The organism is Ancylobacter gelatini, assembly GCF_022601675.1.
Classification (GTDB): Bacteria; Pseudomonadota; Alphaproteobacteria; order Rhizobiales; family Xanthobacteraceae; genus Ancylobacter; species Ancylobacter gelatini.
This window is the reverse complement of the sequence record NZ_JAKVIL010000002.1, coordinates 259,504-275,488: the sequence shown is the minus strand read 5'-3', so window position 1 is coordinate 275,488 and position 15,985 is coordinate 259,504. Positions and strand designations below refer to the sequence as shown.

The following is a 15,985-nucleotide window of genomic DNA, read 5'->3' as shown; positions in this document are numbered from 1 at the left end:
TTCACGGGCTATGGCATCATCCAAGATTCGAAAACTAGGAGTCCCCAAGGGCGCTCTGCGGGTGTTGCCCTACTATCGATTGCATCACGTCATTTAGCGCTTTGATCTCGCTCGCATTCACCGTCTCCACATCGGCATCAGTCAAGATAATAAACATCATAATCTTAAGCGATGTTGAGACGGGCGTTATGAGGGTATCGTGAATGACGGACGTTGGAGCGAAGCAGAACGCGACGCATGCGGGGACAGACTTCTTCCCTTCGAATAATTCGTTCATCGAGCTGCCGCCCACATATCGACACATGTCGGCAAGTAGCCCTTTTATCTTCTCGCCGAATAAAAGTCCTGGGACAATGTAGTTGGGCCAGGAAAATCCTAGCGGCCAAACTTCGTCTAGCTCGAACTGTGGGGTGAGATTGAGCACGGGAAAGCCGATGTCTACATCAGCGCGCTCTATTTGATCGACAGCCTTTTCCAGATTTTCAAAAAGCGTCATGGGCGCCTTCGACCTAACGGTCTTGAGAGCATAACCAATCTTTCGACCGCCAGAGATTGCGATGACGTCGGGATTGGTTCCGCCGCTTGACGCGTCCGGATCATCAACCTCGACTCGGTCGCCCTTGGCCATACAGAGACATGCCCAGTACAGTTCGGAGAATTTGTTCGAGGCATCGTGGTGGAATGTTGGCGGTAGGCCGATATTGATTGCGCCCTCCGACAGCTTGTTGAGATGAGGGAGGAGTTTGGGGAAGTCTGGGTGTTCTTTAACCGCTAGGATTTTAGCCGCCTGATCCGCCAGCATCGCTGCCGATGCCAGAAGTGGACGTTCGTCTACTGGGCGCAAGATAGATTTGTTTTCGTGAGCTCTGAGAACTCGCCAGGTGCTCAGCATGTCGATTTGTGTCACGGGGTCTTTAGGAATGCTTATTTCGTGACGTTCAAGAAGTACCTCGAGGTCGTCGACCAGTTGGCTTGCGAGCCTAAAATTAATGTCCATTTCGCACCTCCTGACCTTCGTCATAGCAGATGCCAATTTGCACCCACGTCTTCGAATCTGCGGCGAAGCGAAGGTCTCAAGGAAGTCGACACGGCACCTCGCTCCAACATTTCACCCACTATCGTAGCGCGCTACCGTAGCCCCTTTGCTAGCTGCAGACGGTTCGCGCCTCCCTGCCAGTCACCGCACCGGACTTCCCTTACCAATGCAACTGCGCAATCGGGGCCGGGAGCGGACCGGCCGGCTTCGGATAGCCGGGCTAAGAAATCAAACTTACGCGGTGCGTTCGAGCCACGTGCTGCAGTTCGACTCTTCTCCAGCGGGCCACAACGGATAGCCATGATCACTATATTTTCGCTGGAGCGCTCCAATGAACAAGCTGGAATTTAAGTAATGCTCACAACAGAAGTTTTTTGGGAGCGAAGTCAGCTCATACAGCGATGCAGAGCTTTAACCCCAGTCGACAGCGATGGCCTCGGCTTGACGGACAACCAAGTCAACCGCGGCTTTCTGGAGGTCTGGTGGATAGCCATAACGAGCGAGCAGCTTCCGCACCTCAATGCGCATCTTGGCGCGAACACCTTCTTTCCGGGTCCAGTCTATGGTCGCCGATGCGCGGATAGTCTCCACCAAGAGCCTTGCCAGCGTGCGCAACGTATCATGGGCCATCAATTCTCGCGCCGATCCATTTTCGGCCAGCGCCTCATAGAAAGCTACTTCTTCCTGCGACAACCCTAATTCAGTCGCCCGCACTACATGGGCTCTGATGTCATTTGCGAGCGCGATCAATTCTTCGATGACCTGCACACTGTCAACGGCACGGTTGTGGTACTTGCGGAGTGTCTCGTCCAAACGCTCGCTCAACTTCTGAGACTGGATGATGTTGGTCCGAGCGTTGGCCTTGATCTCATCGGCAAGGAGGCGGCGCAACGTCTCAACAGCGAGGTTTTTCTGCTTGGTGCCGCGCACCTCGGCAAGAAACTCGTCTGAGAAGATGGAGAGGTCCGGTTGCTCCAGCCCTGCGGATTTGAACACGTCAAGGATACCGTCCGCCATCACCGCCTTCGACAGCAGCTGTCGGATGTCGCTCTCCACCGTAGCGCGGCTCCGTCCCGCGCCCATTGTGTACTTCGCCAAGTTTGCCCGCAGCGCCACGACCATTGCAATCTCGTGCGCGCGCTCCTTGACCCGGTCGTCGCCAGCGCTGATCGCATAGGCCACTTCCAGCTTGAACCCAGTCTCGATAAAGCCATCACGTCTGCCTGTCGCCAGCAAGTGCTCGAGGCATTGCTTAAGGATCGTCAGTCGTGTAGTTGGCGGCGCAGAGAAAAAAACCTGCCAGTCAACGCCATCCAGCAGCGCCAAGGCACTTTCAAGCAACGTGAGTGTTTGACGCGCAGCTTCATCGGGGTCCATGCGCACTTGGTCGCGGTCGCCCTGGGTATACTTCTCTAAGGCCTCCTTCAATTCGGCACCGATCCCGAGATAGTCGACTACTAACCCACCGGGCTTGTCACCCCAGACCCTGTTGACCCGTGCGATCGCCTGCATGAGGCCGTGACCACGCATCGGCTTGTCGATGTAAAGTGTGTGTAGGGAAGGCGCATCGAACCCGGTCAGCCACATGTCACGAACGATCACCAGATCGAAGCCGGAAGAGGGCTCTTTGAACCGGGACGCCAGCGCCTCCAGCCGGGCTTTCGTGCGCAGGTGGGGTTGCAGCGGTTGGGGATCGTCCGCGCGGTTGCCTGTGATCACCACCTTCATGAGGCCCGATCTATCATCGCGGGTGTCGGCTGAAACCCAAGCGGGACGAAGCTTGGCGATCTCGTCATAGAGCATCACGGCGACACGGCGGCTGACTGTGACGATCATCCCCTTGCCACCTGCCATGGCATCGCGCCGCCTGTCGAAGTGGTCCACCACATCGGCCGCGATCTGGGCAACGCGCTCTGGTGCGCCCACTACCTCCTCGAAACGTGCGAGCTTGCCTTTGATGCGCTCTACGGCGGCGTCATCACCTTCGGCCAGTTCCTCAGCCAGCGCATCAAGCTGCGCACGTTGGCCATCGTCTAGTGCTAAGTGTAGACGGGCAAGTCGAGCGGTGTAATGGATCGGGACCGTCGCATTGTCCTGCACGGCACGGGTCATGTCGTAGGTATCGATGACATCCCCGAATGTGGCGTAGGTATCGCGATCTCGCTCTTCGATTGGCGTGCCTGTGAAGCCCACGACCGTAGCTTTAGGGAGGGCTTGTCTGAGGTAGTCGGCAAACCCTACGGCCTCCCTCATGCCGCCGTCGCGTTCCACGTAGCGCTTCTTGAAGCCGTACTGTGTGCGGTGCGCCTCGTCTGCGATGACAATAACGTTGCTGCGGTCGGTAAGGAGGGGGTGCGAGCCGTCCTCGCCCCTGAAACGCTGGATGGTCGTGAAGACCAGACCGCCGATATCAACTGCAAGCAAGCGGCGCATCTCTTCCGACGTCTCTGCCTGCGTGGGCGTCATGCGAAGGGCTGCACCATGATCGACAAACGTGCCGAAGAGCTGACCGTCGAGGTCGTTGCGGTCGGTTACCAGCACAATGGTGGGGTTCCTCAGCGCCTTGGCAAGCTGGAGCTGCCGCACGAAGAACAGCATGGTCAACGATTTCCCGGAACCCTGCGTATGCCAGACGACGCCGCCCTTAAGGGTGCCGGACTGGGACGCGGCTAGGGTCGAAGCGAGTGCCTTCCGCACGGCATGGAATTGGTGATAGGCGGCGAGCTTCTTGGACTTGACCGTGCCGTCCTTAATCTCGAAAGCGATGAAATCGCAAATTAGCTCGATAAAGTTCTCGGGCGCAAACACGCCACGGATCAGAACTTCAAGCTCAGAACGCCGCGCGTCATCAATGCCCACACCGTCGATCGTCCTCCATGGGACGAAGCGGTCCAGTTGAGCTGTCAGTGACCCGATGCGTGCGTTGCTGCCGTCGCTGATCACAAGCACCTGGTTGGTGCGCATGAGCTCCGGCGCCCTCGTCTTGTAGGTCGTCAACTGGCTGTGAGCCTTGTCCAGTGTAGCGGAGGCGTCCGATGGACTCTTCAACTCGAGAACCGCTACCGGTAAGCCGTTGATGAAAACGGTGACGTCCGCGCGCACCGTGCCCTTCTCGCCCTTTACGATGAACTGGTTGGCAACCAACAGCCTGTTGGCCCCCGGGCTCTCCTGATCGATGATCTTGATACCGATGGTGCGCGTGGTGCCCTTCTCGTTCACCTCGACCGGCACACCGCTGACGAGTAACGGGTGGAACAGGCGGTTGTTCTCGATAAGGTCCTGGCTCTGCGACGCCTTGATCTTGAGCACTGCCGAGTTGACCATGTCGGCGGTTGCCTCGGGGTTCAGAGAGGCAATGGCGCTGCGCAGCTCAGGTTCCAGGATCGCTTCGCGGTAGTCCGCCCGCGCACCCATTGGCCCATTCGGTGCGAGATAGTCACCTGGCACGCTCCGCCAACCAAGCAACTCGAACCACGAGAGCGCCGCCAACTCGACAGCTTCCTCGGCCAGATCGATGCATGGACTGTCGGAAGGCATAGGGTTGATGTCGCTCATGTGCCCTCCGGTCAACTGCTTCAGCGTTGGCCTTGTATCACCTGCTTCCCACTCAGGGAGCTTGGGGAAGCGCCCCGTCAACTCGTCAGCTGCCAAGACACCTGCGCGCTCACGCGCCCAGCGCAACAGTTCCGGTCTGACGGCGACGCGTCATGCAGCGGCCTCCTCGCCCGCATGTTTGTCCTCGTCTCGTTCAGCCTCCCAGTCGAGACGTGCCGCATCGTAGGCGGTCTCGTCGAGGTGGAACAGCACATAGCTCGGGACGAAGGTCGCACCCGCAATCTCGATCGCGTCGTACTCGTCATCAATGTGAGCGTTGAAGGCGTCGTGATCGTCATAGCCGGGCTTGTCCCCGGGTGCTCCGTCCGGGGCGGCACGGCTCCAGGCAACATCGAACAGAAACGCCACGAGGCTGTCGGAAAGGCCGCCAAGCATAAGTGCGTGCTGGCGCTGGAGGGTGCCCCAGTCAAGCGATCCGCCATGGCGCATGTTGGGGATGTTGCTCAGTTCAGCGAGGGCGTGAGCCGCACCATTGATGCTGCCCAGCAGACGCGTGATGGTCTCGTTGATCTTTACAGCCTCGGGGTGATCCGCGACCGAGAAGTCCATAGCGTTCAGCAGCGTACGCGTGCGCTGATGGAACTGTTCATCCTTGCCGAAGGTGATGCCAAGATGCGGGCCGATGGTGGCGTGCGCGGCCTCGAACAGTGTGCGCACGCTCTGGAGGCAGAAGGCGGGTTGGCTCTCTATGCTGCGCTCCAGCGCCTCGATATGGATGCGCAGGGGCTCGGCCCGGTCAGGGTGGGCGTCTATGAGCGCGCGCAGCATCTGAAGCGTGTAGGGCATGCCTCAGGCCGCCTCCACGGCTTTGCTGGCGTCCTTGATGCGGAGTTCGCCGGAAATGAGCTTGGGCAGCAGGGTGTCACGGAGGGCGCGCAATGCCGCTGCTTCTTCCACAAGGCTGAGAATCCGCTCGTAGATGGGCTGAACGAAACGCTCGAACGCAGAAATGACCTCGTCGCTACCGTGGACGATCTTTGCTGTTTGAAGTGTCGTGGTGGTGATCGTGTCGAACACAGAGCCATGGGCGCCATGCACCAACTCTGCGACCAGCGCCGAGAATGTGCAGGCAAGCCAAAACGGTCTTTCCGCCTCCGAGTGAAGCGCATAGCAGGTTTGGTTCATGGCCATTTCGCGCCCAAACAGACAATGCCGTCCCGTCGTTGCACCGCGCGCCACAACAACTGTTGACAGGGCAGGCACCATGCGAGTGGCGCTTTCTTCTAACCCGCGACGTGTAATCGTGCGTTCGGTGACTGTGAGAAACCGGTCAGCGCACCGGCTGACATCCTTCGCACTGGCCCACAGAATAGGACCGCCCCAATATGTCGGCTCTTCGGTCTTCGGAGTGCCGCCAGATATGAGACGGGCATGGTCAAGAAGCGATGCCTTGCTCCACCCTTCCGGTAGGCCGTCGTCTCCGAACCTGTCGGGGAACAGGGCGGCGGCGGCGGCAGGAAGGCCGGGGGCCCGGCCCTCGGCCTTGGCGCGGACAGGGTCGAAGTCCACGAACCAACTCTTGAATAGCGCCTGCGCCATCTCCTCCAGCGTCGCCGCCATGCGCCGGTTCAACTCGATCTTGTCGTCGAGGGAGCCGAGTAGGTTGGCGATAGCGTCTTGGTACGGCCGGGGCGGCAAAACGAGCGGGAAGCTCGGAAAGTCCTTGAGGTGGATGCGGTCGACAGTGCTTCCAGGCTTCGTATGGGCCCGAAGATGCTCTTGGAAGCCAGGGCCCAGAAAATAGTAGAGTAGGTACTGGCTGTTGACCGCATCGGACTTCGGACGAACCAGCGCCAAACGGCGACCAAGACAGCACTTAAGGCCCTCTGGTATAAGCGCCGCCTGACCAATCCGGGTCTCATAGGAGAACACCAGATCGCCAGACTGTGGCACCACACGCCTTGTCCAGTCCAAGAAGACTTGATCTGTTACGTGCCGAGTTTGCGAGAGGTCTAGCCGGCCGTCGTCAAGTGCATCAATGCCAAGAAAAATCGGCCCTTCGTCACTGAATTGGGGGGTGGCATGCGGTCCGTCGAAGATGTCATTGACTTGCCCGAATTCCACTATCTCCCATTCACCAGCCATGGCCGACCTCCGCCAGCGCATTGCGGATGCGCTCGTCCAGCTTCACCCCCTTGGCCATTTGCTCGCAAAGGGCTGTGGTCAGCCGGGCCATCTTGGCGTCGAAGCCCTCTTCGTCTTCCTCTGCCGCCTCGGTGCCGACATAGCGCCCCGGCGTGAGCACGAAGCCCTGCGCCGCCACCTCCTCGATCGTAGCGGACTTGGCGAACCCGGGTATGTCCTGATAGTGCCCGCTGACTTCGCGCCATGCATGATAGGTGTCGGCGATCTTGTCGATGTCGTTGCCTTCGCCCTCGCTGGTGAGCTCCTTTAATGTGCGCGAGACCATAGCGCCAAGGCCCCGCGCATCGATAAACAGGATCTCGTTCGTCCGGTCGCGCAGCTTCTTGTCGCGCGAGAGGCCGTTTGACTTGTCGCGGCTGAGGAACCACAGGCAGACGGGTATCTGCGTGGTGGAGAAGAGCTGGCCTGGCAGCGCCACGATGCAGTCCACAAGGCCGGGGTAGTGGATTTGCCGACCACCCTCGCCAACCGTGATGCCTTCGATCAGCGCGCGGCGTATCTCACCCTCGCCAGATTGCTGGCTGGAGAGCGAGCCGTTGGCCAGCACCACGCCTGCATATCCATCCGGCGCGAGGTGGTGGATAATGTGCTGGAGCCAAGCGAAGTTGGCGTTGCCCGCCGGCGGCACGCCATAGCGCCAGCGGGTGTCACCCTTCAGCTTATCTCCGCCCCAGTCGCTGTCGTTGAAGGGCGGATTGGCAAGGACATACTTCGCCATCAGGCCCTTGTGCAGGTCCTCGTGGAAGGTGTCCGCCCACTTGGAGCCAAGATTCGCCTCGATGCCGCGGATGGCGAGGTTCATCTTGGCAAGCCGCCACGTGGTGGCGTTGCTCTCCTGCCCATAGACGGCGATCTGGTCGCGCGCCTTCTTTGGGTCGGCGTGCTTTCCGGCGTGCTCCTCCACGAAGCGCTCGGACTGCACGAACATTCCGCCCGACCCGCAGCAGGGATCGTAAACGCGGCCCTTGAAAGGCTCTAGCATGGCGACCAGCAGCTTCACTACGCAACCCGCCGTGTAATACTGCCCCCCGCGCTTGCCCTCCAACTTGGCGAACTCGCCGAGGAAATACTCGTAGACCCTACCCAGCACGTCCTGCCCGTGATGCGCATCCTCGAACTTGATGTCCGAGAATAGTTTCAGCACCTCGCCCAGCTTGGTCTGATCCAGCTCCTGCCGAGCGTAGTTCTTAGTAAGCACGCCCTTGAGCGTGGGGTTTTCCGCTTCGATGGCGATCATGGCCTGATCGACCAATTCGCCGATGGTCGGCTTGGTGCTGGTGGCGCTTTCCTTGAGAAAGGTCCAGCGAGCCCGCTCCGGCACGAAGAAGATACCTTCACTGATGATAAGATCGCGGGCGGCGTCAGGATCGTCGAGCAGGGACGCCTCTTCCGGATTAGCCTTGACCTCAGCCATGCGGACATCAAAGCGATCGGAGATATACTTCAGGAAGATCAGGCCGAGTGCGACGTGCTTATATTCAGCGGCATCCATATTTCCGCGCAGCTTATCAGCCGCCGCGAAAAGTGTTGCAGCTATTGAAGGGTCGGGCTTTACGGCCTTTGTTGCACTATTCTTGCTCCCCGGCTTTCTCGCTCGTGGCACGACGCATTCCCCCGATCCAAGATTGCCCGTTGATCGGACTTTTCCAGTCAATGAATGGTTAATGTCGCCATGTGAGGCAAGGAAAAAGTGGCCCTATCTACCAATAGCCAAGGCGCTGGCACCCGCAGCATCGTCATGCGATGGCGAGCGGCGCTGCGATACATGGGGTCTCCGCGCCGCGCACCATCGCTCACTCCCCATTTGATTGGCCCGGCTTGGCAGCGAGATTGCCACCGTCGCGTATCGTATCGAACGCATGCGTTCCCTTAGCCGTCCAAAGGCTGCGCGCCCGTTCGCTATCGTCACCTCTGAGCTTGTTCGCAATCCAGAGCAGCGCGCCATAGATCACGGCGCGGTCGTCACCGGTCAGTTCAACGACGCCCGACTTGACGACGAGCCCGCCGAGCTCGATCAGATGCCGGGTGCGCCTGCGGCGTTCGACCTGCCAGTCGCGCATGTCATGCCGCGCCCGTGCTGCCTGATGGCGGTTGTGTGCCGCCCGGTTGCGTCGGAGGGCTGACATCGTTGTTCTCAGCTGATGTTGTAGATCGGCGTGCCCTTCCGTGAAAGAACGCCGCGCCCCGTCGCGCCCACGCCTCCATCCTTCCGGGGTCTTTGGTCTCGGCCAGCACGAGCAGGGCGCCGGCCAATTCCTCCGCCGTGAGCGCGTCGGCGCCGGTGGCGATCACCAGGTCGCCGAGCTGCTGTACTTTGCGGGCCTTGAGCTGTCGTGCCTTGTCTTCGAGTGCCTTCAGCTCCGTATCGAAATCCCGTGGCTTGCGCATGATCATCTCCATCAGCAATCGATGAGGTGATGATAGTTGAGCGGGTTGCGGAGGGCTGTAATGTTGCCAGGACAGACTGGGATGGGCTCGTCGCTCCCGAGATTTTTTCGAGGGAGGGCGCGCTTATACGTCGTTCCGACGTGCGCTTCGCCGTGGTGATGTTCGGATCGCGATGGCGATCTATCATCTTCACGTCAAGGTCATCGGCCGCAAGGCCGGCTCCAGTGCGGTGGCGTCCGCGGCATACCGATCTGCTAGTCGGCTGCGCGATGCGCGGATCGATCGCGTCCAGGACTTCTCCTCCAAGCGCGGCGTCGTGCATTCCGAGGTGTTGATGCCGGACGGGGCACCCGAGGCGTGGCGCGACCGCGAGCGGCTCTGGAACGATGTCGAGGCCTTCGAGCTGCGCAAGGATGCGCAGCTCGCCCGCGAGGTCGAGTTCGCCCTGCCGCGTGAGATGAGCGAGGCGCAGGGCATCGCGCTCGCCCGCGACTTCGTCGAGGCGGAGTTTGTCGATCTCGGAATGGTTGCCGATCTCAATGTGCATTGGGATGTCGGTGAGGACGGCATGGCCAAACCCCATGCCCATGTCATGCTCACCATGCGCTCGGTGGAAGAGGACACCTTCGGTCCGAAGGTGCGGGAGTGGAACGCGACCGAGATGGTCGAGCGCTGGCGCGAACGCTGGGCCGCGCTCATCAATGAGCGGCTGGCCGAGCTCGACATCGACGCGCGCATCGATCATCGCAGCCTGGAAGCCCAGGGCATCGCACTGGAGCCGCAGAGCCAGATCGGCGCGCCCGCGCAACGCATCGAAGCGGAAGGGATCGAGGCGGCCGATCGGGCGGAGGTTCATCGCGAGATCGCGCGCGGCAATGGCGCGCGCATCATCACTGATCCGTCACTGGCACTGGAGGCGATCACCCATCAGCAATCGACTTTCACTCGGCGCGACATGGCGCGGTTCGCGCACCGTCACAGTGACGGCATCGAGCAGTTCAACGAGGTGATGGGCGCCATTGGCCGTGCGCCCGATCTCGTCGAGCTCGGCAAGGATGGGCGGGGCGAAGATCGCTTCACCACGCGGCAGATGATCGAAGCTGAGCAGCGCCTGCATAGGGCTACTGAACTCATGGTGGAGCGCGAACGCCACGCAGTGAATGATACCGACAAGAATGCCGCTCTGGCGCGTGCCGAAGAGCGCGGGCTTGTTCTCTCCGGTGAGCAGTCTGACGCGCTGTCGCGCATCACCGGCACCCGCGATCTCGGCATCGTCGTCGGTTATGCCGGGACGGGGAAGAGCGCCATGCTGGGTGTGGCGCGCGAGGCCTGGGAAGCGGCCGGCCTGGAGGTGCGCGGCGTCGCGCTGTCCGGCATCGCGGCGGAGAATCTGGAGAGCGGATCGGGCATCACATCCCAAACGATCGCCAGCCTTGAACATGGCTGGGGCCAGGGCCGGGATAGGCTTACGTCGCGTGATGTTCTGGTGATCGACGAGGCCGGCATGGTCGGCACGCGTCAGCTGGAGCGCGTGCTCTCCCATGCCGCGGATGCCGGCGCCAAGGTGGTGCTGGTCGGCGATCCGCAGCAGCTGCAATCCATCGAGGCGGGCGCCGCCTTCCGCTCGCTCGTCGAGCGTCATGGCGGCGCCGAGATCAGCGAGGTCCGCCGCCAGCGCGAGAGCTGGCAGCGCGATGCCACGCGCGATCTGGCGACCGGCTGGATCGGCGAGGCCATCCAGGCCTATGAGAGGAGCGGCATGGTGCATGCCGCGCAAACGCGGGAGCAGGCGCGCGATGAGTTGATCGACCGCTGGGACCGCGACCGGCAGGCCGCGCCAGACCGCAGCCGCATCATCCTCACTCACACCAATGACGAGGTACGCGCGCTCAACCAGGCCGCCCGCGCGCGGATGCGGGAGGCGGGCGATCTCGGTGAGGAGGTGCGCGTCACCGTGGAGCGCGGGGAACGTTCCTTCGCCAGCGGCGACCGCGTGATGTTCCTACAGAACGAGCGTGGGCTTGGGGTGAAGAACGGCACGCTCGGCACCCTCGAAGAGGTCAGCGCGCAGTCCATGTCCGTGCGTATTGATGATGGCCGATCAATCTCCTTCGAGCTGAAGGATTATGACCGCATCGATCACGGCTATGCCGCCACCATCCACAAGGCGCAGGGCATGACGGTCGACCGCGCCCATTTGCTGGCCACGCCCGGCATGGATGCCCATTCCAGCTACGTCGCGCTGTCGCGTCATCGCGACGGGATGGAACTGCACTATGGCCGTGACGACTTCGCCGATGGGGACCGGCTGGTGCGCACCCTATCGCGCGACCGGGCCAAGGACATGGCCTCGGACTACGCGCAGTCCGAACCGGCGCAGGCCTATGCCGAGCGCCGCGGCATCACTTTCCGCCAGCGGGTCGTGGAGATCGTGCACAAGGTTCCGGAGAAGCTGCGCGACCTCGTCGACACGCTCAGGCCGTCGGTGGCCGCGGGACGGGAAGCGCCAGCCCTACGCGAAGAGCTCGGAAACAAAGCCCGGCCGCTCGCGCAGGAGGCTCCCGAGGATCCGGAGGCGGTACTGCGCCGGGCGAGAACCCGCGCGCTCATCCGGCATGCCCGGGCGTGGGACGCGATCCTCACCACCGCCGACGCAACCGGACAGGGCACGCCCGAACAGCTGCGTGAGCTGGCCGACGCCCGCAAGGCCTTCGACGAGGTGCGGCCCCATGGCTGGCGCGATGCGGAAGCCGCCTATGAGAAGAACCCGGAGCTGGTGCACGAGGCGGCCGACGGCAAGCTCAATCGCACCATCCGCGCCCTCCAGCTTGAAACCGAAATCCGCACCGATCCGGAGCGCCGTGCCGATCGCTTCGTCGAGCGCTGGCAGAAGCTCGACCGACAGCGTCAGCACCAGTACAGCGACGGCGACTACTCCGGCTACAAGGCGACCCGCATCCAGATGGGCGACATGGCGCGGAGCCTAGAGCGCGATCCGCAGCTCGAATCCCTGCTTGCCGCTCGCAAGAAGGAACTCGGCATCAGCTTTGAAACCGGACGCAGTCTGGGCCGTGAGCTTGCCCGCAGCCACGGCATCGACTTCGACCGCAGCCGAGGCCTCGGTCTCTAGACCCGTCCGATCTACCGCCACCGGTTCGCCACGCCACACCGGCGCCGTTCATCCTCTTGCCGGTCGGCGATCCCATGCCTTGTCTGGAGCAGGCGCCATCAGGCGCATTCAGCACGAGGCAGCACCGCCATGCAGACACCAGAGCGTATCATCCGCCTGAAGACCGTCCTTGCCCGTACCGGGCTGTCACGGTCCACCATCTACCGCAAGATTGCCGAGGGTACCTTCCCCGCCCAGCTCAGGATCAGCACCAACGGCGCCGGATGGCGGGAATCCGACATCAACCAATGGGTTGCTGATCCGCCGAGGTGGCGGATCACCAATGGCAACAACTGACGAAATGGGCGGGGGAAGCACCTCGTTCAGAGATCATCATCCAATGCGTCATCATGAACCTCGGCGGATCGTCGCTTCGCGTCAGCGATCAGCTCCTTTGCGGATCGCCCGTCTACCCAAGCGTCGAGCATGTCAGCCCAGCACTGGAGCATGATCTTCCGCTCGGCGAGGTAGCGGTTCACATTGTAGACGGCCGCGATCCGGTTCCGGGGCGCGTGGGCCAAGCTCATCTCGATCCAGCGATCATCGAACTTGGCGCGGTTCAGGCCGGTCGAGAATGTGCGACGGAGATCGTGAACGCCGAAGCTCTGAAAATCAGGATCAGTTTCCCGGATTCGCTCCACCACCGTGTCGATCACGCGGTTGAGGGTGGCATTGCTGATCGGCGTATCGCTGTCGTATCGGCCGGGGTGCAGGTATCGGCTGGCTCCGAACATGGTGCGAAACACCGTCAGAATGTCGAGAGCCTGATCGCTCAGCGGAACTACATGCGACTTGCCGGCCTTCATGCGCTCGGCCGGGATCGTCCAGCGCGCGGCGGCGAAGTCGATTTCCTTCCATGTGGCGTCGATGAACTCCGACTTGCGGACGCCGGTCAGCAGGACGAACTTCACCGCCAAGCGCAGCGTGGGCGCCGCCGACACATGATCCAAGGCCGCCAGGACCGCGCGAACCTCGGAGGGCGAAAGGGCGCGCTCGCGCGGCTCGAAAGTGGCGATGGCGCTGGTGCGGATCGACTCGGCCGGGTTACTCACGTCCAGCCCGCTTCCCTGGGCATGGCGGAACACCAGCAACACGACCTCGCGGACATGCACGGCGACGGCCGGCCCGCGCTTCTCCTTAACCTTGTCGCACAGATGTTTAAGGCGTTGCGGCGTCACCTCCCCCAATTTGAGCTTCGATAACTCTCCCGCGATGGCGCGATCATAGACGGATCGGCGCATTGCCAGGGTGCTGTCAGCCAGCTTCTCGGCCCCGGACTTGGGATCGGCTTTGTGCTTGAAATAGGCCTCTGCCCACGCACCGAACGTGAACGCTTCCGCCGACGCTGTCCGCTTTTCGACCTTGGCCTTCGACGGCGACTCGCCCCGCTCGACTTGACGCCGAGCGCGCGCCAGAAGTGCCCTCGCCTCCGCAAGCGACACCTCCATTCCGTATTCCAGGGCGTCGGGAGCCCGTGTCAGCTTGCGCGTCGCCTCGGCCCTATATCGGCCGATGGTCAAGACCTCCTGCCGCCCGTTCACCCGGTACTGATACCGGAACGAGACCACGCCGGTCGGGGTGACGGCCGCGTACATCCCATCGCGGTCCGTCACCTTGTAGAGCTTGGCCCTCGGCTTGAGATTTTTCAGTTCTTTATCAGTGAGTTCGCTCATAAATCCGCATCCGATCGAGGGGCGAACGGATACCATCAACAGGCGCTGTTGGTACCGGAAGCCCGTTTCTCGACCATCCTGCGCTATACCACCATCAGTACCAACAAAGTGGTCCGGCTGGGGTGACATGCAGTGATACGGGGTAGGAAGAAAAATCGTTGCTAGACAGAGGGTTGCTGCGATTTCTGGCACGACGCGGGATGGTCTGAAACCACCCTAGTTCACTCCCACTCGATCGTCCCCGGCGGCTTGCTGGTCACGTCGTAGACCACGCGGTTCACGCCCTTCACCTCGTTGACGATCCGCGTCGCCACGCGGCCGAGGAAGGACATGTCGAAGGGGTAGAAATCCGCCGTCATGCCGTCGACCGAGGTCACCGCGCGCAGGCCCACCACATAGTCATAGGTGCGGTAGTCACCCATCACGCCGACGGTCTTCACCGGAAGGATCACCGCGAAAGCCTGCCAGATTTCGTCATAGAGCCCACCGCGGCGGATTTCCTCGAGGTAGATCTCGTCGGCGAGGCGCAGGATATCCAGCTTCTCGCGGGTGATCTCGCCCGGGCAGCGGATGGCGAGGCCCGGTCCAGGGAACGGGTGGCGACCGACGAACACTTCCGGCAACCCCAGCTCGCGGCCGAGCGCGCGCACCTCGTCCTTGAACAATTCGCGCAGCGGCTCGACGAGCTTCATGTTCATGCGCTCGGGCAGGCCACCGACATTGTGGTGGCTCTTGATCGTCACCGAAGGCCCGCCGGTGAAGCTCACGCTTTCGATCACGTCGGGGTAGAGCGTGCCCTGGGCGAGGAACTTCGCGCCGCCGATCTTCCTGGCCTCGTCCTCGAACACGTCGATGAACAGCTTGCCGATGGTCTTGCGCTTCACCTCCGGGTCGGTCACGCCTTCCAGCGCGCCGAGGAACATCTCGGAGGCATCCACATGGACGAGCGGAATGTTGTAGGCATCACGGAACAGCGTCACCACGCGTTCCGCCTCGCCGAGGCGCAGCAGGCCGTGGTCGACGAACACGCAGGTGAGCTGATCGCCTATCGCCTCATGGATCAGCACCGCCGCCACCGAGGAATCCACGCCGCCGGAAAGCCCGCAGATCACACGCTCCGAGCCCACCTGCTCGCGGATGCGGCGGATCGATTCGTCGCGATAGGCCTTCATGCCCCAATCGCCGCTGGCACCTGAAATCCTGCGCACGAAGTTGCGCAGCAGCGCCGCGCCATGCGGGGTGTGCACCACTTCCGGGTGGAACATGGTGGTGTAGATGCGCCGGCCCTCATTCACCGCAATGGCGAAGGGCGCGTTCTCGGACGTCGCCACGACTTCGAAGCCTTCCGGCAGGCGGGTCACGCGGTCGCCATGGCTCATCCACACCGGGTAGTGGCTGCCAACTTCCCACACACCGTCATAGAGCGCGCTCGCCTTGTGGATCGTCACCTCGGCGCGGCCGAACTCCGCGGCATGGCCGCCCTCGACCTCGCCGCCGAGCTGCAGCGCGCAGGTCTGCTGGCCGTAGCAGATGGCGAGGATCGGCACGCCGGCATCGAAGGCCTCCTGCGGCGCGCGCGGGCTGCCGGCATCGAGCACCGAGGCCGGACCGCCGGAAAAGATGATGCCGACAGGCTTGAGCCGCCGCACCGCCTCCGCCGCACTCTGGAACGGCACGATCTCCGAATAGACCCCCTCCTCGCGCACACGGCGCGCGATGAGCTGCGTCACCTGGCTGCCGAAGTCGATGATGAGGATGGTGTCGTGCTCGGCGGCGTCGACGGTCTCGGCGGTGTCAGTCATGGCGGGATGTGTCATGGCGAGATCTTCTAGTGAGAGGCGGCGGACGGGTAAAGCGACGCAGCGCGCGCAAGGCTCGAAGGCGATGAATAGCGCCCACGGATGGCGGAGAGGTGCGGCTCATGCGCAGTAATGCCGGCCGGCGCGGCGGCCATCGCTG

Annotated in this window: 11 protein-coding genes; 2 read left to right on the top strand and 9 right to left on the bottom strand. The window is 62.1% G+C overall.

Going from position 1 to position 15,985, the window contains the following annotated elements; all coding sequences use genetic code 11:
• Positions 1 to 34: 34 nt before the first annotated feature.
• The 7 genes from MKI84_RS04520 to MKI84_RS04490 form a co-directional block, all read right to left on the bottom strand.
• A complete protein-coding gene (locus tag MKI84_RS04520) occupies positions 35 to 997 on the bottom strand; it encodes a hypothetical protein (protein WP_241616853.1) in 963 nt (320 codons plus the stop codon).
• A 450-nt stretch (positions 998 to 1,447) separates the two neighbouring features.
• Complete coding sequence (locus MKI84_RS04515) at positions 1,448 to 4,591, bottom strand: type I restriction endonuclease subunit R (protein WP_241616852.1); 3,144 nt, start codon at positions 4,589 to 4,591, stop codon at positions 1,448 to 1,450.
• Positions 4,592 to 4,741: 150 nt separating this feature from the next.
• On the bottom strand, positions 4,742 to 5,437 hold the full coding sequence (locus MKI84_RS04510; RefSeq protein WP_241616851.1) for an abortive infection family protein: 696 nt from the start codon (positions 5,435 to 5,437) through the stop codon (positions 4,742 to 4,744).
• A gap of 3 nt (positions 5,438 to 5,440) precedes the next feature.
• Positions 5,441 to 6,736: a restriction endonuclease subunit S gene (locus MKI84_RS04505; RefSeq protein ID WP_241616849.1), complete on the bottom strand. Its 1,296-nt coding sequence runs from the start codon at positions 6,734 to 6,736 to the stop codon at positions 5,441 to 5,443.
• Positions 6,726 to 8,399, bottom strand: coding sequence for a type I restriction-modification system subunit M (locus MKI84_RS04500; RefSeq protein ID WP_342593612.1), 1,674 nt, complete (start codon positions 8,397 to 8,399; stop codon positions 6,726 to 6,728). The genes MKI84_RS04505 and MKI84_RS04500 overlap by 11 nt, the downstream gene beginning before the upstream one ends.
• A 190-nt stretch (positions 8,400 to 8,589) precedes the next feature.
• A complete protein-coding gene (locus MKI84_RS04495) occupies positions 8,590 to 8,856 on the bottom strand; it encodes a conjugal transfer protein TraD (RefSeq protein ID WP_241616845.1) in 267 nt (88 codons plus the stop codon).
• 1 nt (position 8,857) lies between these two features.
• On the bottom strand, positions 8,858 to 9,184 hold the full coding sequence (locus MKI84_RS04490) for a conjugal transfer protein TraD (protein ID WP_241617557.1): 327 nt from the start codon (positions 9,182 to 9,184) through the stop codon (positions 8,858 to 8,860).
• A gap of 172 nt (positions 9,185 to 9,356) precedes the next feature.
• Here MKI84_RS04490 and traA point away from each other — a divergent pair, with 172 nt between their 5' ends.
• A complete protein-coding gene (gene traA, locus MKI84_RS04485) occupies positions 9,357 to 12,314 on the top strand; it encodes a Ti-type conjugative transfer relaxase TraA (RefSeq protein ID WP_241616843.1) in 2,958 nt (985 codons plus the stop codon).
• A gap of 129 nt (positions 12,315 to 12,443) precedes the next feature.
• Positions 12,444 to 12,650, top strand: coding sequence for a helix-turn-helix transcriptional regulator (locus MKI84_RS04480; protein ID WP_241616840.1), 207 nt, complete (start codon positions 12,444 to 12,446; stop codon positions 12,648 to 12,650).
• A gap of 26 nt (positions 12,651 to 12,676) precedes the next feature.
• Here the strand turns inward: MKI84_RS04480 and MKI84_RS04475 are convergent, their stop codons facing one another.
• Entirely contained in the window at positions 12,677 to 14,026 is a 1,350-nt protein-coding gene (locus tag MKI84_RS04475) for a tyrosine-type recombinase/integrase (RefSeq protein ID WP_241616839.1), read from the bottom strand.
• Between the two features lie 221 nt (positions 14,027 to 14,247).
• Entirely contained in the window at positions 14,248 to 15,843 is a 1,596-nt protein-coding gene (guaA, locus tag MKI84_RS04470) for a glutamine-hydrolyzing GMP synthase (RefSeq protein WP_241616838.1), read from the bottom strand.
• Positions 15,844 to 15,985 lie beyond the last annotated feature (142 nt).